Raw genomic sequence first — 17,108 nt, 5'->3', positions numbered from 1 at the left:
GTCGTTTGACTGCCCACCGACGCCTACAGGATCTTGACCGCACCCCAGGCGGTATCCTGAGCCGCACGCCGGAGGACGGCGTGTCACGACACGTCGAAGTGGTGGTGAGGTCCCGGGGCGCCCACTCTCCGAGGGTGCGCGGCGCTGGTGCGGCGGCATCCGCGAGCGACGCCCGGGGAACAGGAGGCGGCCGTGACGTCCACAGCCGGTACCGGAGCCCTCGTAGGGCGGCACCGTGAGAAGGCGCTGCTGGGCCGTGCGCTGGACGACGCGCGGACCGGCACCGGCGGTTCGGCGGTCCTGCTGCGCGGCGAGCCCGGGATCGGCAAGACGGCCCTGCTGGAGTGGACGGAGGCACGGGCCCGCGCCGTCGGGTTCACCGTGCTGCGCGCGGTGGGCGCCGAGGCCGAGGCGGAACTCGCCTTCGGCGCCCTGCACCAGGCGCTCTGGCCCCTGCTGGAGCGCTCCCAGGCGCTTCCGGGCCGCCAGCGCGAGGCACTGGAGTGCGCGCTGGGACTCCGCGACGGACTGCCGCCGAACGGCTTCACCGTCGGCGCCTCCGCGCTGTCCCTGCTCGCGGAGGCGGCCCGCGAACGCCCCCAGCTGCTGCTGATCGACGACCTGCACTGGGCCGACTCGTCCAGCGCCACGGTCTTCGCCTTCCTTCACCGCCGGCTCACGGAGCTGCCGCTCGTCATCGTCAGCGCCAGCCGTCCTGACCGGGCCGCCACCGAGGGCTGGCCGGCGCACCCGGTGGACATCGGGGCGCTGCCGCCCGCCGACGCGGGCGCCCTGCTGCGGCAGCGGCACCCCGGACTCGCCGGCACCACCGCCGACCGCGTGCTGGAGGAGGCCGCGGGCAACCCGCTGGCCCTCGTCGAACTCCCTCGCCACCTGCACGAGGACCAGCTCAAGGGCATCGTCCCGTTGCCCGAAGGGCTGCCCCTCGGGCAACGGCTGGAGCGGCTGTTCGCCGGCCGGCTCCGCGCCCTGAGCGCCCCGGCGGCCCGCACCCTCCTGCTGGCAGCCCTCAGCGGCACCGCGGCGGGCGACACCGGCGCCGCCTGGGCACATGCGGCGACCGCGGCCGCAGCCGCTGATGTCACCGCAGCTACCGGCGTCACTGCGTCCGCCGGCGTCACCGCGTCCGCCACAACAACCGCGTTCGCCACGACCACCGCGCCCGCCACGACCACCGCGCCCGCCGGCTCCCCCGAAACGACCAGCCCGCCCGAAACGACCGGCTCCGCCGCCGAAGCCGTCCTCGACGAGATCGAGGCCGCCGGACTCGCCCGGCTGGACGCCTCCGGACGGCTCCTGTTCCGGCACCCCCTCGTCCGCGCCGCCGTCCTCTCCACCGCCCGCCGCTCCGAACTCCGCGCCGCACATCGGCAGTTGGCGGCCGGCCTGGACGCCGACGACCCGCGTCGACTCGTCCACGAGGCGTCCGCCGCCCTCGTCCCCGACGCGGACCTCGCAGCCCGTCTCCAGGAGGCGGGCGGCCGGATCGCCCGCCGCGGCGGCGCCGCCGAAGGCGCCCTGCTGCTGGACCGCGCCGCGGCCCTCAGCGCCGACCCCGCCGCCCGCGCCCGCCGGCTGACCTGGGCGGCGGTCATGGCCGCCCACGGCGGACGGCTCCGCTACACCGCGCGGCTGGTGGAGGAGCTGCGCCGGGGACCCGTACCGCCGGACGCGGCACCGCTGTTCGCGTACGCGACGGTGTACGTCGACCAGGGCCACCGCGTCGACTTCGCGTCCTCGTTCACCCTCCTCCCCGAGGCCCTGGACGCGCTCACCGCGCCCGGCGCCGAGTCCTTCGGCGGCCTCGCCGAGCAGGTCTGCTTCAAACTCCTCCTCGCCGCCACCTACACCGACGACGACCGCGCGTGGCGGGCCCTGGAACGTCACCTCGACGACATGTCCCCGCTGGCCCGGCTGTGCCACCGCGCCTGGTCCGACCCGCCGCGCACCGCACAGGGCGTCTCCGAGGAACTCAAGGCCCTCGTCGCGGGGATGAACGAGGAGCAGGAGGCCGGCGGAGCCTGGCTGCTGCTGTGGACGGCGTCGGCGGTGGACCTCGCCGACGACGACCTGTGGCGGCGCTTCACGGGCCAGCACGCCTACGCCACCCAGGGCTCCATCGCCAAGGCCCGCTCGTACCAGGACTTCCTGCGCGGGCGCTGGGACGCGGCCGGCGACTGCCTCAGGGAGGCCGAGGTCGCCGACGAACTCGGTTACCACTGCAACGCACTGCTCTTCCGCCTCGCCTACGCCCACTTCGCCGCCGGCCGGGGCGACGAGGACGAACTGCGCATGGTGGACGGCCTGATCCGGCCGGTCGCCGTCCGCGCCCGCATGCGGTACGCCGCCGACCGGCTGACCCACCTGAACGCCCTCGCCGCCCTGGCGCACGGCCGGCACGAGGACGCCTACTGCGAACTGGCCTCGCTCACCCCGCCGGGCGTCCTGCCGCGCGGCCTGCCCTGGTTCCACCTGCCGTTCCTCGACTTCGTCGACGCCGCCGTGCACACCGGGCGGCGCGCGGAGGCCCGGGCGCACGTGGCCGCGGGACGGGCGGCGCGGATGGCGGAGATCTCCGCCCACCACGCCTTCCTCCTCGCCGCCGCCACCGCCCTCGCCGCGCCCGACGACGAGGCCGACGCCGCCTACCGGGCCGCCTACGAGGTGCCCGGCGCCGGCCAGTGGGTCTTCGAACTCGCCCGGCTGCGGCTGGCCCACGGCTCCTGGCTGCGCCGCCACCGCCGCGCCGAGGCGCACGACATCCTGCGTGAGGCCCACCGGGCGTTCCAGGGGCTGCGCGCCCGGCCCTGGGAGGAGCGGTGCGCGCGCGAACTCCGCGCGGCCGGCCACGCCGTCGGCCCGGCCGCCGACGGGCACACCCTGCTCACCGGGCAGGAGCTGCGCATCGCCGAACTCGCCGCGACGGGCCTGACGAACAAGGAGATAGGCCAGCGGCTCCGCCTCTCCCCGCGCACGGTGGCGGCCCACCTGTACAAGATCTTCCCGAAGCTCGGCATCACCACCCGCGCGGCCCTCGCGCAGGCCTTGCGGCGCGACTGACCGCGGGGGCGGCCGCGGACGGCCGGGCCCGCTCGCCCGCTCCACTGCCGGCCCCCGCCCCCGCCCCGTCCGACGAGGTCCGGAACGCATGCGCTGCCAGGACGGGTTGTGAGGGCGGACTGCCAGTGCGAGCCGTCCGGGTCGAGCGGTCAGGACGATCCGTCAAGACGAGACTAGAGCCCGCCGGCCCGTCCGACTTGCCCGACAGCGCACCCGCCCTTGTCCCCAAGCGCACGGAGCGACCGCGCACGGCGGGCGCACGCCCCACGAACGCGCCCCAGGAACGTGCCTCGCAATGCGCGCTTTGCCATGCGCGCCTCGCGATGCGCGACGCCACGTCATCAGGAGGCCGCTTCCCCGCCGAACGGGGTAAGCGCCAGCCGATGGAGGACGTGCCGGCACCGCCCGAAGACGCTCAGCCTCTGGCGGTGCCGGGCGCGGCACGTACGGCAACACGGAGGACGGGTGATCGTCGATGAGTTTCCTGGACCGGATTCCCCGGCAGGGCCGGGCCCGCGCCGACGAGCGGGGGCATGCTGACGAGCGGGGACGCGGCCGGGCACCCGGCCCGGTGCCGCACCGGGCGGAGGAACCGGTGAGCGCCCTCGTCTCCCGGGCGTCCGACCAACTCGCCGAGCTGGTACGGGCGGAGATGCGGCTGGCACGGGCGGAGATGCTGGAGAAGGGGCGGAGTTTCGGGCGGGGCGGCGGCCTCCTCGCCGGCGCCGGCCTGGTGGCGTTCGTGGCGTTCATGGGGCTGGCGGCGGCCGCCGTCGCTGCCCTGTCCCTCGTCCTGCCGGTGTGGGCGGCGGCGCTGATCGTCACCGGCGTACTGGCCGTGTGCGCGGGCGTGTTGGCCGTCGCGGGCCGCAGGCGGATCCGCGCGGCTGCGCCGCCGGTTCCCGGGCAGGCGATCGAAGGTGTCAGGAAGGACACCGCGATGATCAAGGAGAGGAGCACCCGATGAGCGCGAGTTCCGAGGACGGACGGACCGTCCCCTCGACCGACGACCTGCGGGCCCGGGCCGAGGACGCCCGCGAGGAACTGGGCGGCACGGTGGACGCCCTCGCACGGAAGGCCGACGTGAAGGCACAGGCGAAGCGGAAGGCGACCGCCGTCAAGGACGCGGCCGGGCAGGCCACGGAACAGGTGCAACAGGTGCTGGGCAAGGGCTCGGACGCCGTCCGGCAGGTACGGGACCGGGTACCGGAACCCGTCCGCGCCCAGGCGGCCACCGCCCGCGCCGAACTGGCGCACCGGACCACGACGGCCGTCGCGACGGTGCGCGAGCGGACGCCGGCCCCCGTCCTGATGACGGTCCGGCAGGTGACCGGGCTGCTCCGCCGGGGGCGGGGACCCCTGCTGGCGGCCGGGGCCGTCGTCCTCGTGGCGGGGGCGGCGCGACGCGTGAGGAGGGACCGTTGAAGGCGGTGAACATCGCCTACAAGCCGGTCGGGCTCGTACTCGGCCTGGCCGGCGGCATGCTCGCCGGAGCGGCGTTCCGGCGGACCTGGAAGCTGCTCGGGCACGACGACGACGCACCCGACGCGACCGACGAGGACCGCACCTGGCGCGAGATCCTCCTCGCCGCCGCCCTGCAGGGCGCGGTCTTCGCCGTCGTCAAGGCGGCCGTCGACCGCGGCGGCGCCACCGCGACGCGCCGGCTGACGGGGAAGTGGCCGGGCTGAGCGGTGTCCCGGCCCGGGATTCGCGATCCGCGATCCGCGATCCGCGATCCGCGATCCGCGATCCGCGATCCGCGATCCGCGATCCGCGATCCGCGATCCGCGATCCGCGATCCGCGATTCGTGGCCCGTGGTCCGTGGTCGCGATTCGTGGCCCGTGGTCCCTGACTGGGAATCGGCGACCCGTGACCCGGGATCCGCATCCCGCCCCGCGATACGCGTCCCGCGCCCCGATCCCCGATCTGCGACCCGCGAGACCGGAGGCCGCCGCCTCTGCCGCCTCCGCTGTCTTACGGGTTCGCCCTGCGGGGGCTGTCGCGGCCTCACGCCGACGGCCGGGCGCGGGGCCGGCTCGCGCGCGGGCCGGGTTTCCCGCGCAGGGCGTCCGCGTGGGGCCGCGGCGAGCAGGGCCATCGTGCCGGGGCGGCCGCTCACGAGCTCCGGCCGCCCCGGTTCGTCGGGCACTCGGGCCCGACGGCGTCCCGGCCCGACGGCGTCCCGGTCCGTCAGCCACCTGGTCCGTCAGCCACCCGGCCCGTCGGGTACTCCGGTTCGTCGGCCGCCGGTTCGTTGGGCGCCCAGGCCCCGTCGGGCACCTGGTGCGTTGGGCGCCCCGGCCTCGCCGGTCGCCCGGTTCATCGGGTACCCGTCCGCCGGTCGCCCCTGTTCGTCGGCTACTTCGGTCAGTCGGGCTCTTCGGTTGGTCGGCCGCCTGGTTCGTTGGGTACCCGTCCGTCGGCCGGCCTGTTCGTCGGGCACTGCGGTCCGTCGGTCGACTCGGCCCGTCGGGCTCTTCCGTCCGTCGGCAGCCGGTGCGTTGGGCACCTGTCCGCTGATCGGCCCTGGTCCGTCGGCCACTTTGGCCCGTAGCCACCCGGCCCGTCAGCGACCCGATCCATCGGGCAGCCGATCACCGGGCAGCCGGGCAGCCGGGCAGCCGACCCGCCGGGCACCCCGGCTCGTCCCCCCCCGCTCCCCGCTTCCCCCGCTTCCCCCACCTCCCCCGAACCCTCCGCCTCAGGAAAGCTTGCTGCCGTAATCCGGCAGCTTGAAGCCCTTCTCGTAGGAGCCGCCCTCGAAGTCGGTGGAGCGGTTGCCGATGTTGGCGGTGATGCGGTAGCCGTCCTCCGTGAGTTCCTCGCGGCAGCGCTCCTTGCCCTCGGCCTTGCTCTCGCCGTGCTCGCGGGTGCAGATCGCGTCCACCGGGTAGCCGGCGGCCCTGAGTTCCTTGCGGGCGGACGAGGACGAGGTGCGGGCGGTGACGAAGAGGACGGCGACCTTGTGCTCGTGCGCCCACTCGGCCACGCGGAGGACGGGCTCGTTGGCGCGGCCCGGGTGGTAGTAGGTCTCCAGCGCGGTGTTGTCGATGTCCAGTACGACGGCCGGCTTCCCGCCCTTTCCGGCGACGCGGTCCCGGAGCCAGGGGATCACGGGGTCGACGGCCTTGCGCACGTCGGCCTGCCAGGTCCGGTAGTCGGGTACGTCCGCGTCGGAGCCGGTCTGCGCGGCGGTGGCGGCGCCCGGCGCCGCGAACGGCAGCGCGAGCGCGGCCAGCGTGGCGAGGGCGGCGGTACGGAACCTCAGGGCGGGCTTGGCGGACGTGGTGGGGGGCATCGATCGCGTTCCTTCCGGTGATCAGTGTGACCATCGGACAGGTCAGCAGCATCGGGGGGCGGCCAGGCGAAGGAACGGTGTCGTGGAGGTGAAGACTCCTGATGCGCCCACTGAATCGCCCGCTGAAACACCCTTACCAAGGCCCCCACCCGCGCCCACCGAGGCCGCCGACCCGACGTGAACAGGCGCACCACCGGGTATCAGCCGGGTATGACCGGTACGAAGAGTTCCGCCGCAGCCGTGGTCCCCGCCCGGGACGGCCGCCGGGCCCGGGCCCGTACCCTCCCACGGCAGGCGTCAGGACCGGCCGTCCCCGCCCGCTCCGACGTACGCGACTGGACGCGACGAGCCCCGTCCCGCCTGCACCACAGCCGCCCCACGGAACCCGGCTACGTCCGGGTCCGGCACGGCCGCGGCTTCCGCTACCGCGACGCGGAGGGCGCGCCGTTGAGCGACCCCGACGCGCTCGCCCGGATCAGGGCTCTCGTCATCCCGCCCGCCTGGCGCGACGTGTGGATCTGCGCCCGGCCGGACGGCCACCTCCAGGCCGTCGGCACCGACGCCGCGGGTCGCCGCCAGTACCTGTACCACCCGGCGTTCCGCGCCGAGCAGGAGCGGGCCAAGCACGACCACGTCCTGGACGTCGCCGAAGTCCTGCCCGCGCTGCGGGAGGCCGTCGAGGCGCACCTCACCGACCGCGGTCTCACCCGGCGTCGCGTCCTGGCCACCGCCGTCCGCCTGCTCGACCTCGGGTTCTTCCGTGTCGGCAGCGACCGCTACACCGAACTGCACAACAGTTACGGCCTCACCACCCTGCTGCGCGAACACGCCCGCCGCAGGCGCGGCGCGGTCGTCTTCACCTACGTCGGCAAACACGGCAGGGAGACCGTCCTGCCCGTCAGCGACCCCGCCGCCTGCCGCACCCTGACCGCGCTGCTCCGCCGCAGCGGCGGGGGCGACCGGCTGCTCGCCTTCTGGGAACGGCGCGTCTGGCACGACGTGAGCGGCGACGACGTCAACGCCTACCTCAAGGAACAGGCCGGACTCGACATCACAGCCAAGGACTTCCGCACCTGGCACGCCACCGTGATGGCCGCCGTCGCGCTGGCCGTCTCCCAGGGTGCCGCCGCCCGCAGCGAGACCGCCCGGCGCCGCGCCGTCGCCCGCGCGGCCGCCGAGGTCGCCGGCTACCTCGGCAACACCCCGGCCGTGTGCCGCGCCTCGTACATCAACCCGCGGGTGATCGAGCTGTACGAGGAGGGCGTCACCATCGCCTCCGCCCTGCCGCGCCTCGGGGACGGCGTGGACCCGGGCGTTCCGGCCACCCACGGGCCCGCCGAACGCGCCGTCCTGCGCATGCTCCGCACGGGCCGGCCGCCTGAGGGCGGGTGAGCGCCACCGGAGCGGGCGTTCATGAGTGACGTCAGTGGTGTCAGTGGCGTCAGGGCGTCAGTGGCGTGAGCGGCGTCCGCGGTGCGGACGGCGCGGAGGTTCCCCCGGCGCCTCCTGGGCCGCCCGAGTGGCGTCCGGCCGTCCGCGGTGCCGGCGTGCGTACCGGGCGGCGCATGGGTTACTCGGGCTACTCGGGTTCGCTCGGGTTACTCGCCAGGCGAACACGGTCGCTCGGGAGGCGTCGGAGCCGGTACGGCGGGCAGGCGCGTGATCGTCACCGGGCCGTCGGCGTCCGCTCACGACGACGACGGCCCGGTCACGGCCCCGAGAACACCCGGAACGGAGGACGTCATGCAGGCAGACCACGGTCCCCGCGAGCAGGGTCCGCACGGTGAGGGGAAGGGAAGCCGGGAACGGCGGGCCGAAGGCGCCGCGCCCCGCGCGCGGCCGGCGCCGATCGGCAAGGGCGACACGCCGAACGTGGCCGGCAGCGACGTGCAGCAGCCCGAGATCGCCGAGGGGCCCGTCGAGGGACTGCAGCCCGGCGAGGAGGTGCGGCGCGGTCCCTGGCACCCGCCCGTCGAGGTCGATCCGCCGCCCGGCTACGGCCGCCCGCCCGGGGAGCGGGCCCGCGACCGGTCCGGGCCGGGGCCCGGGCGGCGCGAGCGGCAGGCGCGAGAGAACACCACCGAAGGCGAGGAGAACCCGTGACCAGCCCCCATGACCCCGGCGCCGCCCCCGAGGACGAGGGCATCCCCGACCTCCAGGACGGCACGCCGGAACAGCAGCGGTCCAGCGACCCCCAGCGGATGCCGGTCCCGGGGGACACGCCCACCGCCGTCACCCGGGACCGGCCCACCGCCGAGGAACTGCGGGAAGGCCGGCCCCTGGACGAGCGGCTGGACGAGGAGGAGCCCGAGGCGGACCCCGCCCGGCTCGCCGAACCCGGCCGGCCCGCCCGGGACGACCCCGAGCCCGACGAACCCGCCCCCGCCGCGGGGGCCGGTGACGAGGAGCCCGCCGGGCTGCTCTACGACGAGCCCGACCCCGACCGTCCGCGAAACCAGGACGTGTACGCGCAGGAAGGCACGACGGACGGGCTCTCCGCGGAGGAGGAAGCCGTGAGGATCCGGGACGACGAGGCTCTGTGACGGCCCCTGCCCCAGGGGCCCGGGCCCTGTGACGGAGGGTTCGTGACGGTCGTGCCCCGCGTCGCCCCTGTGCCCCTCCGCCCTCGGGGGCCGGGCGGCCGGCCGGCCCCGGAGTGAATCCCCGTACGCGACCGGCCTGCCGGGCCGTGCGCCGGATACCCGGGCCCGGTACCCAGCGGCGGACCGGCGGCCCCCGGGGATCCGCCCGACCCGGTGAAGGCGAAGGCGTGAGGCCGGGGACACGTCTGACGCCTCTGGCACCTCTGACACGCCGGACACGCCGGACACGTAGACCGTCCGGAGCGGCCGCCCGCCCACCGGCCGGATCGCCGAGCCCTGGGGTGCCCGTACGCCCTGCGGGCCCGGCGGTCCCTGGTCCGCCCGCCGGGACACGTACCTGCGGGCCGGAATGGTGCCGGAGGACGCCGAGCGGTGGGTGCGTTCCGCGGTCCCGCGCGCCGCCGACGGCGCCGGCCGGGCCGCCGGCGAGACGACGGTCTCCGACTGGGACCTCGTCTCCGAACAGCCCCTCCTCAAGGCCGCCGCTGCCCGGATCACCCTCGTCGAACGCGACGACGGCACCCCGGCCCCCGCCCCGACGACGACCGCGTCCCCGTGTCCCCGGATCCGGTGGGACGCCTACGCAGCCGTGTGACCGGCGTCTCAGCGGTCGTCGTCGTATGTGATGACGTGGGGTCATTCGGATGTCGCATGTGAGATGCGGATGTTCCGCTTGCGGGAGCGGGGCCCACTGTATGTAAATGCCATCCATCGGAGCGCGTGCGTTCACGTCGCACGCGACGCTCCGGACGGCGCGTCACCCCGGCTGCGCTTCCGGCGGAAAAGCCGCCGGGCGGACGGCAGTTCGTCGCGCCGTCCGCCGGTGCGGGGGAGCGCGTACGGCGGCGCCCCCCGGCAGCCGGCCGGCCACCAACGAAAAGGACTTGGAACGCCTCGGATGAGCGTCACACGGACAACGGATCCCACCACCCCCCCAACCCGCGACGGCCGCGGCGCGTTCATCCCGCTGCTGGCACTGGGCACGTTCGCGCTTGGCGTGGACGCCTATGTGATGGCCGGACTCCTGCCCCTGGTAGCGGACGGCCTGGACATCTCCGCGTCCTCGGCGGGACAGATGGTCACGGTGTTCACGCTCTGCTACGCGCTGGGCGGCCCGGTCTTCGCCACCCTCCTCGCCGCGCGGCCGGCGAAGACCGTACTCGGCGTGGCGCTGGTGATCTTCACCATCGGCAACGCGCTGACAGCCCTCGCCCCGTCCCTGGCCGTCCTGCTGGTCGCCCGGGCGGTGGCCGGCATCGGCGCGGGCGTGTACTCGCCCATCGCCGCCGCCACGGCGGCGGGCCTCACCGCTCCCGAACGGCGTGGCCGCGCACTGGCCACCGTCATGGGCGGACTGAGCATCGGCACCGTCGTCGGCGTCCCCGCCGGGATGCTCCTCGCGTCGCACATGGGCTGGCGCGGCACCCTCTGGCTGATCACCGCGCTGGGCGCGGTCGCCCTGATCGGCATCGTCCGGCTGCCGGACGTCGAGGTGAGCGCTCCGCCGCCGCTGGGCCGGCGGGTGCGCGCCCTCGCCGGTGGCCGGGTCGTCGGCATCGTCACCGTCTCGCTGCTCGGCGGTATCTCCAGCCTCGGCCTGTACACCTACCTCGCCGAGTTCCTGGAGGACGCCGCGCACACCGACCGGACGGTCTGGGCCATGTGGGCCTGGGGTGCGGGCGGCATCATCGGCAGTCTCCTGATCGGACCCGTCATCGACCGGACCCGCCGCCCCTTCGCCGCGGTCACCTGCGTCCTGGCCCTCATCGTGGCCGCCCAGTTCGCCCTGCCCGCCACCGCCCACACGGCCGCGGCCCTGACGGTCGTCCCGCTCGTGATCTGGGGTGCGGCCGGGTGGGCCGTCCAGGTGCCCCAGCAGCACCAGCTCATCGCGGCCCAGCCCCGGCAGGCCACGGTCGCCGTCTCGCTCAACAGCTCCGCCGTCTACCTCGGCAGCGGCGTCGGCTCCGCGCTCGGCGGCCTCGCCCTGGGGCTCGGCACCTCCCCGGACACCTTGCCGTACTGCACGGGAGCCGTCACCCTGCTCGCCCTCATCCTGCACCTGACCGTGGTGCGTGGCGCCGTCCGACGCGGAGGTCCGACATCCACACCGTCCTGAGCAGGGAGAACAACGAGAACCCGGCGCGACGGCCGGAGTCCGGGCCACCTAGCATGACTCCCATGGACATCGGCCTCCGGCACCTGCGGTACTTCCTCACCCTGGCCGAGGAACGGCACTTCACCTGGGCCGCCGACCGTCTCGGCATCTCCCAGCCCACCCTCAGCCGGCACATCCGGCGCCTGGAGGACGAGCTCGGCCGGACGCTGCTGGACCGCAGCACCCGCCATCCCCGCCTCACCGCGGAGGGGCACCGCCTGCGGGACGATCTCCAACTCCTCCTGCCCCAGCTCGAAACGGCGCTCCGGCCCGCCGAGCCGCAGTCCTCTCTGCGCCTCGGCTACGCCTGGGGCTTTCCCCTCGAACGGGGGCGCAGGGCACAGGCCACGCTGGAGGAGCGGCACCTCGTTCTCGTGCGGACCGTGCGCCGGGACGACCGCACCGCCGGGCTGCGCGAGGGCTTGGCCGACGCGGCGCTGCTCTGGGGGGCCGTCCGCGATCCGCGGCTGGTCACCACCGAGATCCTGCGCGAGCCGCAGCTCGCGGTGGTCTCCCGGAACTCCACCCTGGCCGTGCGCGACCGAGTCACCTGGCGGGACCTCGGGCGGCGCTGTCTCGTCGTCAACACCGTCAGCGGCACCCACACCCCACGGGACTGGCCGGCCGACGCCACCCCCGAGATCGGCGCCGAGACCTCCAACATCGAGGAGTACCTGCACGCCGTCGCCGCCCGGCGCGGTGTCGGCGTGCTCCCGGCGTCGGTGGCCGCCCAGCACCAGGACCCGGACGTCCTGTACCTGCCGCTCACGGGCGCCCCGGAGGCCGTCCTCACCTATGCCTATCCCCGGTCCGACCCGCATCCCTACGCCGAGACCTTCGGCCGCGTCCTGCGGCAGGGCCGGGCCGACGAACGAGCCCCCTTCTCCAAGAACACGCGAACCGTCTCCGCCAAGGACACGCGAGCCGCCTTCACCAACAACGCGCAGGCCGACGGCCGCAGCGCGAAGGCGGGAAGCCGCCGGGGGTGAGCCCCGGCCCGGGGGTGGGGGACGGCCGCCGCCGGGCCCCCGGCCCGAAGCGGGCGACGGCCGCCGCCGTCCCCCGGCCCGGCTGCTGGTGGCGGCCGTCCCCGTCGGCCAAGCTGGAGGCCCGGCCGGAACCACGGAAAGGTCTGCCTTGTACCTCGCCAACCCCGACCGCTACGCCACCATGCCCTACCGCCGCGCGGGCCGCAGCGGACTGAAGCTCCCCGCCGTCTCCCTCGGCCTGTGGCACAACTTCGGCACCGACCGCGACTTCGACACCCAGCGTGCCCTCGTCACCCACGCCTTCGACCACGGCGTCACCCACTTCGACCTGGCCGACAACTACGGCCCCCCGCCGGGAGCGGCCGAGACCACGTTCGGCCGGGTGCTCGACGGCGGGCTGCGCGCGCACCGCGACGAAATGATCGTCTCCACCAAGGCCGGCTACCTGATGTGGCCCGGCCCGTACGGCGAGTGGGGCTCCCGCAAGCACCTCCTGGCCTCCCTCGACCGGAGCCTGCGCCGCATGGGCCTGGAGTACGTGGACGTCTTCTACTCCCACCGCCCGGACCCCGGCACCCCGCTGGAGGAGACCATGGGCGCCCTGGACACGGCCGTCCGGCAGGGCAAGGCGCTCTACGCCGGCGTTTCCAACTACCCGCCGGACCAGACCCGCGAGGCCGCCCGCATCCTCCGCGACCTCGGCACGCCGCTCCTCCTCCACCAGCCCCGCTACTCCCTCCTCGACCGCGCCCCCGAGGACGAACTGCTGGACACCCTGGACGAACTCGGGGTCGGCCCGATCGTCTACTCTCCCCTCGCCCAGGGCCTGCTGACCGACCGTTACCTCGACGGCATCCCGCCCGGTTCCCGCGCGGCCGGCGCCAGTCCGTTCCTCACCTCCGCCGACGTCACGCCCGAACTCGTCGTGCGGCTGCGGGCGTTGAACGACGTCGCGGTCAAGCGCGGCCAGACGCTGGCCCAGCTGGCGCTGGCGTGGGTGCTGCGGTCCACGGTGACCTCCGTGATCGTCGGCGCCAGCGGCACGGCGCAGCTCGACGACAGCCTGGCCGCGACCCGGAACCTCACCTTCACGGACGAGGAACTGGCCCTGATCGACGCCGCGCTGGAACCCGCCTCCTAGCGGCGGCGGCACCGGCGCCGGGGGCGCGTGTCCACGAGCCCCCGGCGCCGCGCCGCCCGCTCACCGCGTCGCGCCGCTTACCGCAGCGCGCTGCCCTCCTCCGCGTCGTCCGGCGTCCGCCGCCCCGGCACCCGTACGTCCTGGTACTGCGCGCGCTGCAGCTCGTACAGCTCGCGGAAGACCCCGGCGGCCGACGGGCGCAGCAGGTCCTCGAAGGTGCCGGACTCGACCAACTCGCCCTTGTCGAGGACGTGGATGAGGTCGGCGTGCCGGACGGAGGCGAGGCGGTGGGTGATCAGGACGACCGTCTGGCCGCCGTCCGCCAGTTTGCGGATCCGCTCGAAGACCTCCAGCTCGGCGCGGGCGTCGAGGGCTGAGGTCGGCTCGTCGACGATCAGGATGTCCGCGTCGCGGTAGCGGGCGCGGGCGATGCCGAGCCGCTGCCACTGGCCGCCGGAGATCTGGTGGCCGCCCCGGTACCCCTTCGACAGCAGGGTGTCCCAGCCGTGCGGCAGTTCCGCCACCACCGTGTCGGCACCGGTGTACGCGGCGGCCTCCTCCACCGCCGCCTGGTCCACCGGCCGGTCCGGGCGGCCGACGGCGACGTTCATGCGGCAGGTGAACGGCCAGCGGTGGAAGTCCTGTCCGACCATGCCGATCCGCGACCAGAGCCGGTCGCGGTCGAGGGTTCGGGCGTCGACGCCGTCCCACCGGACGGTGCCCGCGTCGGGGTGATAGAGGCCGGCCAGCAGCTTCGAGACGGTCGTCTTGCCCGAGCCGTTCTCGCCGACCAGGGCGACGATCCGGCCGGCCGGGATGTCGAGGGTGACGTCCTTGAGAGCCGGCCGTTTGCGCTCGGCGGGTTTCTCCGCTCCCGTGCGGTCCTCCGCGCCGTCGTCGTCCTCCGGGTAGTGGAAGGTGACGTTCTCGAAGCGGATCAGCGACACCTTGTCCGGCACCGGTTCGCCGCCGGCCGGGATCGTGTACTTCCGCGCCTCCGTGAAGAGGCGCTCCAGGTCCCCGACGTAGGCCGACTCCTCGTACAGGTTGTTGACCTGGAGGACGAGGGCGGTCAGGCTCTGCCCGCCGCCGCGGATGGCCAGGACGGCCGTGCCCGCGATGGACAGCGACATCACCCCCGTCGCCAGCAGCCCGCCGAGCGACGCGTACGTCAGGGCGGCGGCCAGCCCGGTCAGGGCGGAGGCGAACAGCCGGACCCGGGCCCGGTCCGTCGCCAGCCGGGACTGCTCGGCCTCGGACGTCTCCGCCATCGCGCGGAAGTGGTGCAGCAGGAACGGGCCGACGTCGTGCACGCGGATCTCCGCGGCCGGGCCGGTGCGCATCAGCGTCTGCGTCAGCAGCCGGCCCGCCCGGGCGTGCTGCATCCAGCGCAGGTAACTGGCGTACCGGGCGCGGGCGCTGCGCAGTGACGCCCAGGAGCGGGGGACGGTCATCAGGATCAGCAGCGGCAGCAGCACCGGGTGGAGGACGGTGAGGACGCCGGCGGCGGCCGCGAAGCTCACCAGCGAACCGATCACTCCCGTGCACACCTTGACCATGCGGCGGGCGGAACCGGCCCCGTACTGGGCGGAATCCATCAACCGGTTGAAGCGGGCGTCCTCGATCGCCGCCAGCTCCACCCGCGCGACCCGCGCCAGGTACATCTCGGTGGCGACCCGCTCCACCTTGGGCTCCAGCCGGCCGGTCCCGGCCGTGGACGCGGCGTCGGCCAGCGCGCCGACGACACCGGTGACCGCGACGCCGATCATGGCGGGGACCGCGGCCTGCACCCGCTGGCCGATCGTCCCCTCGGCGAGGACGGTGGCCAGCACGCTGTTGACCGCGATCAGCCCCACGGCCTGCCCGGCACCCCGGACCAGTTCGCCGAGGCCCACGGTCCACAGCGCGCGGCGGTCGGCGCGCAGGGCCAGGCGCGCGGTGAACGCCACCATGCGGGGCAGTTGCAGCGCCATCGCCCACAGCGACATCTCGAAGTAGGCGTTGTGGTGGTCGGCCCAGCGGGCGTCGTACAGCAGCGGGCCGCCGAAGAGCAGCCGCTCGGACGCGGACCCCTCGCCGGCCTCCGTCCCCTCTGGCGTGCCCTTCACGCTCCCTCGGGCGCTCTTCACGCCTCGGATGGTCCTCACGCCGCGCCTCCCGTCGTCATGGTCCAGCCGTGGAGGGACAGCAACGCCCCGGCGTTGAACTCGGCGAGCAGCGCCGCCGTGTGGGGCGCGCGGTCCGCGGGCGGCCGGGCCGGGTCGGCCCACACCGTCGCCGGCCGTAGCCGCCCGGCCCACCGCTGGGCCGTGAACACGACGGCGAGCCGGCCCTGGCCGTCCGCGGTACGGCGGTGCACCAGGTGGCAGAACTCCAGGTCACCCGGGTCGACGCCGACACCGGTCTGCCGCCGGACCTCGCACAGGGCGCGCGCGGTGACCGGTTCGCCGTGCCGCAGCACGCCGGTGGGCGGGGCGAGCGGGCCGTCCTGACGGACCAGGAGCACGCGCCCGTCCTCCCGCTGCAGCAGCACGGTCACGTCGACCGGACAGGTATCCGTCCCGCTCATGCCGGCCTCCTCACGGTGCCGACGGCCCGGCGGCCCCGCCGCGCGGGGCGCCTCGGCGGACTCTTCACAGATCGGGATTCGAACGGCAAGGGCGCCTCCGTGGTGAGCGAGTGACGTTCGTTGCGGTGATGCACCGCGCCTCCTCATTGACGAACCGGATCGGACGGGTGCTCGGAAAAACGACCCCCGATCGTGGACGTCACGGGCTCCCAAGTGACCCTGGTCGAGCGGGAATTCGACTCGGCGTCAACGGGCCAGCAATGACGGGCCGCGCGGCCCGTCGCCCGGTGTGCGATTCACCCGAGCGTGTCCCGTCACCCGATCCGGGCCTTGCGTTGCGGACGAAAACGCCGCCGCCGACGCGCTCGGGAACGTTCCCCCACCGCCGCGCCCCGCCCTCCGCGGGGCGCGGGGCGAGCGTCGCTTTGCAACCGGCCGGGTGAACGCCTCCACCGGTGGGCGGCTGCGCGGAGGACGCCCGCGCGGAGGGCGGCCCCGTCGGCGGGCGCGCACCACTCCGTGCCGCCGCCCGGCGGGCGCGGCCCGTACGTCGCCGGTGCCGCCTCAGGCGACGTTCGGCCTGTCCAGGGCGGCGCCTGGGCGCCCGGCATCAGGGCGCCCGCTGCCTGAACGGCGCTAGGACACCACCGCCGGCGGCAGCCGGACCGGTGGGGGCAGCGGCGGGACGCCCGGCCCGGACCGCATGCCCTGGATCAGCAGCGCGGCGAAGCGCCGTGAGGCGGTCACCGCGGTGGCCGGCGAGGTGGTCCGGATACCGCCGTTGGCCATGAGCACCATGATCAGGTCGTCCAGGACGAAGTCCGGGCGCAGCTCGCCCACCGCCTTGGCACGGCGGGCGAGTTCGGCGACCTTGCCCAGCGCCTGTTCCCGGTCCGCGGCGAAGTCGATCGCGCGGGGGAAGGCCGAGACGAACGCCGCGGTGAAGCCCCGGTCCCGCGCCTGCATTTCACACACCGCCTCGATCACCATGCGGAAGCCGCGCCATGGGTCGGGATCGGCCAGCCCCTCGTCGACGATGGCCGTGCAGGCCGTCATCTGCTCGCGGAATGCCTCGGTGACCAGCGCCTCCTTGGCCGGAAAGTGCCGGTAGAGGGTCGCGGGTCCGACCTCGGCACGCCGTGCGATCTCGCGCATCGCCACGTCCAGCCCCTCTTCGGCGAAGGTGGTGCGCGCCACGGCGAGGATGCGCTCCCGGTTGTCCCGGGCATCGGAGCGCAGGGAGTGAGGCAAAGGGATCGTCACCGCTC

15 protein-coding genes are annotated in these 17,108 nt (G+C 74.9%); 11 read left to right on the top strand and 4 right to left on the bottom strand.

Translation table 11 applies throughout. The features are described from left to right. The first annotated feature begins 192 nt into the window (after window positions 1–192). The 4 genes from ACH4PU_RS15005 to ACH4PU_RS14990 all read left to right on the top strand — a co-directional run bounded on the left by ACH4PU_RS15005 (window position 193) and on the right by ACH4PU_RS14990 (window position 4,769). Window positions 193–3,081, top strand: a complete 2,889-nt coding sequence (locus ACH4PU_RS15005) for an AAA family ATPase (RefSeq protein ID WP_398271429.1) — start codon at window positions 193–195, stop codon at window positions 3,079–3,081. 475 nt (window positions 3,082–3,556) lie between these two features. After that, on the top strand, window positions 3,557–4,048 hold the full coding sequence (locus tag ACH4PU_RS15000; protein ID WP_398271427.1) for a phage holin family protein: 492 nt from the start codon (window positions 3,557–3,559) through the stop codon (window positions 4,046–4,048). Further along, window positions 4,045–4,506 carry a DUF3618 domain-containing protein gene (locus tag ACH4PU_RS14995; protein WP_398271425.1) on the top strand — a complete coding sequence of 154 codons (462 nt, stop codon included), beginning with the start codon at window positions 4,045–4,047 and terminating at the stop codon, window positions 4,504–4,506. Before ACH4PU_RS15000 ends, ACH4PU_RS14995 begins: the two co-directional genes overlap by 4 nt. Beyond that, on the top strand, window positions 4,503–4,769 hold the full coding sequence (locus ACH4PU_RS14990) for a DUF4235 domain-containing protein (RefSeq protein ID WP_398271423.1): 267 nt from the start codon (window positions 4,503–4,505) through the stop codon (window positions 4,767–4,769). The genes ACH4PU_RS14995 and ACH4PU_RS14990 overlap by 4 nt, the downstream gene beginning before the upstream one ends. A gap of 1,014 nt (window positions 4,770–5,783) precedes the next feature. Here ACH4PU_RS14990 and ACH4PU_RS14985 read toward each other — a convergent pair. Then, complete coding sequence (locus tag ACH4PU_RS14985; RefSeq protein WP_398271421.1) at window positions 5,784–6,380, bottom strand: HAD family acid phosphatase; 597 nt, start codon at window positions 6,378–6,380, stop codon at window positions 5,784–5,786. A gap of 210 nt (window positions 6,381–6,590) precedes the next feature. Between ACH4PU_RS14985 and ACH4PU_RS14980 the strand changes: the two genes are divergently transcribed. The 7 genes from ACH4PU_RS14980 (at window position 6,591) to ACH4PU_RS14950 (ending at window position 13,271) form a co-directional block, all read left to right on the top strand. Continuing rightward, window positions 6,591–7,772, top strand: coding sequence for a DNA topoisomerase IB (locus ACH4PU_RS14980; protein ID WP_398271419.1), 1,182 nt, complete (start codon window positions 6,591–6,593; stop codon window positions 7,770–7,772). A gap of 351 nt (window positions 7,773–8,123) precedes the next feature. Further along, the gene (locus ACH4PU_RS14975) at window positions 8,124–8,483 is read left to right on the top strand and encodes a hypothetical protein (RefSeq protein WP_398271417.1); all 360 of its coding nucleotides are present in this window, start codon (window positions 8,124–8,126) and stop codon (window positions 8,481–8,483) included. Further along, window positions 8,480–8,923 carry a DUF5709 domain-containing protein gene (locus ACH4PU_RS14970; protein ID WP_398271415.1) on the top strand — a complete coding sequence of 148 codons (444 nt, stop codon included), beginning with the start codon at window positions 8,480–8,482 and terminating at the stop codon, window positions 8,921–8,923. Before ACH4PU_RS14975 ends, ACH4PU_RS14970 begins: the two co-directional genes overlap by 4 nt. A 436-nt stretch (window positions 8,924–9,359) precedes the next feature. Continuing rightward, window positions 9,360–9,578, top strand: coding sequence for a hypothetical protein (locus ACH4PU_RS14965; RefSeq protein WP_398271566.1), 219 nt, complete (start codon window positions 9,360–9,362; stop codon window positions 9,576–9,578). A gap of 303 nt (window positions 9,579–9,881) precedes the next feature. Beyond that, complete coding sequence (locus ACH4PU_RS14960; RefSeq protein WP_398271413.1) at window positions 9,882–11,102, top strand: MFS transporter; 1,221 nt, start codon at window positions 9,882–9,884, stop codon at window positions 11,100–11,102. Window positions 11,103–11,164: 62 nt separating this feature from the next. Beyond that, window positions 11,165–12,130 (top strand): LysR family transcriptional regulator, encoded by a 966-nt coding sequence (locus ACH4PU_RS14955; protein ID WP_398271411.1) that lies wholly within the window; start codon window positions 11,165–11,167, stop codon window positions 12,128–12,130. A gap of 148 nt (window positions 12,131–12,278) precedes the next feature. Beyond that, complete coding sequence (locus tag ACH4PU_RS14950; RefSeq protein ID WP_398271408.1) at window positions 12,279–13,271, top strand: aldo/keto reductase; 993 nt, start codon at window positions 12,279–12,281, stop codon at window positions 13,269–13,271. 77 nt (window positions 13,272–13,348) lie between these two features. On the opposite strand, the gene ACH4PU_RS14945 is transcribed toward ACH4PU_RS14950, so the two are convergent. The 3 genes from ACH4PU_RS14945 to ACH4PU_RS14935 all read right to left on the bottom strand — a co-directional run bounded on the left by ACH4PU_RS14945 (window position 13,349) and on the right by ACH4PU_RS14935 (window position 17,103). Continuing rightward, entirely contained in the window at window positions 13,349–15,400 is a 2,052-nt protein-coding gene (locus ACH4PU_RS14945; protein ID WP_398271406.1) for an ABC transporter ATP-binding protein, read from the bottom strand. Between the two features lie 14 nt (window positions 15,401–15,414). Then, window positions 15,415–15,840 carry an NUDIX domain-containing protein gene (locus ACH4PU_RS14940; RefSeq protein ID WP_398271404.1) on the bottom strand — a complete coding sequence of 142 codons (426 nt, stop codon included), beginning with the start codon at window positions 15,838–15,840 and terminating at the stop codon, window positions 15,415–15,417. A 636-nt stretch (window positions 15,841–16,476) separates the two neighbouring features. Further along, window positions 16,477–17,103, bottom strand: a complete 627-nt coding sequence (locus ACH4PU_RS14935) for a TetR/AcrR family transcriptional regulator (RefSeq protein ID WP_398271402.1) — start codon at window positions 17,101–17,103, stop codon at window positions 16,477–16,479. Between the last annotated feature and the right edge of the window lie 5 nt (window positions 17,104–17,108).

It is taken from the genome of Streptomyces sp. NPDC021100 (genome assembly GCF_044333095.1).
Lineage (GTDB): Bacteria > Actinomycetota > Actinomycetes > Streptomycetales > Streptomycetaceae > Streptomyces.
Note: the sequence above shows the minus strand (reverse complement) of the source record. Positions and strands in the feature narration are given on the sequence as shown.

Excerpts from the sequence above, each read along its gene's own strand:
- ACH4PU_RS15000 (WP_398271427.1), top strand. The coding sequence starts at position 3,557 with ATGAGTTTCCTGGACCGGATTCCCCGGCAGGGCCGGGCCCGCGCCGAC.
- ACH4PU_RS14995 (WP_398271425.1), top strand. The coding sequence starts at position 4,045 with ATGAGCGCGAGTTCCGAGGACGGACGGACCGTCCCCTCGACCGACGAC.
- ACH4PU_RS14985 (WP_398271421.1), bottom strand. The coding sequence starts at position 6,380 with ATGCCCCCCACCACGTCCGCCAAGCCCGCCCTGAGGTTCCGTACCGCC.
- ACH4PU_RS14980 (WP_398271419.1), top strand. The coding sequence starts at position 6,591 with ATGACCGGTACGAAGAGTTCCGCCGCAGCCGTGGTCCCCGCCCGGGAC.
- ACH4PU_RS14975 (WP_398271417.1), top strand. The coding sequence starts at position 8,124 with ATGCAGGCAGACCACGGTCCCCGCGAGCAGGGTCCGCACGGTGAGGGG.
- ACH4PU_RS14960 (WP_398271413.1), top strand. The coding sequence starts at position 9,882 with ATGAGCGTCACACGGACAACGGATCCCACCACCCCCCCAACCCGCGAC.
- ACH4PU_RS14955 (WP_398271411.1), top strand. The coding sequence starts at position 11,165 with ATGGACATCGGCCTCCGGCACCTGCGGTACTTCCTCACCCTGGCCGAG.
- ACH4PU_RS14940 (WP_398271404.1), bottom strand. The coding sequence starts at position 15,840 with ATGAGCGGGACGGATACCTGTCCGGTCGACGTGACCGTGCTGCTGCAG.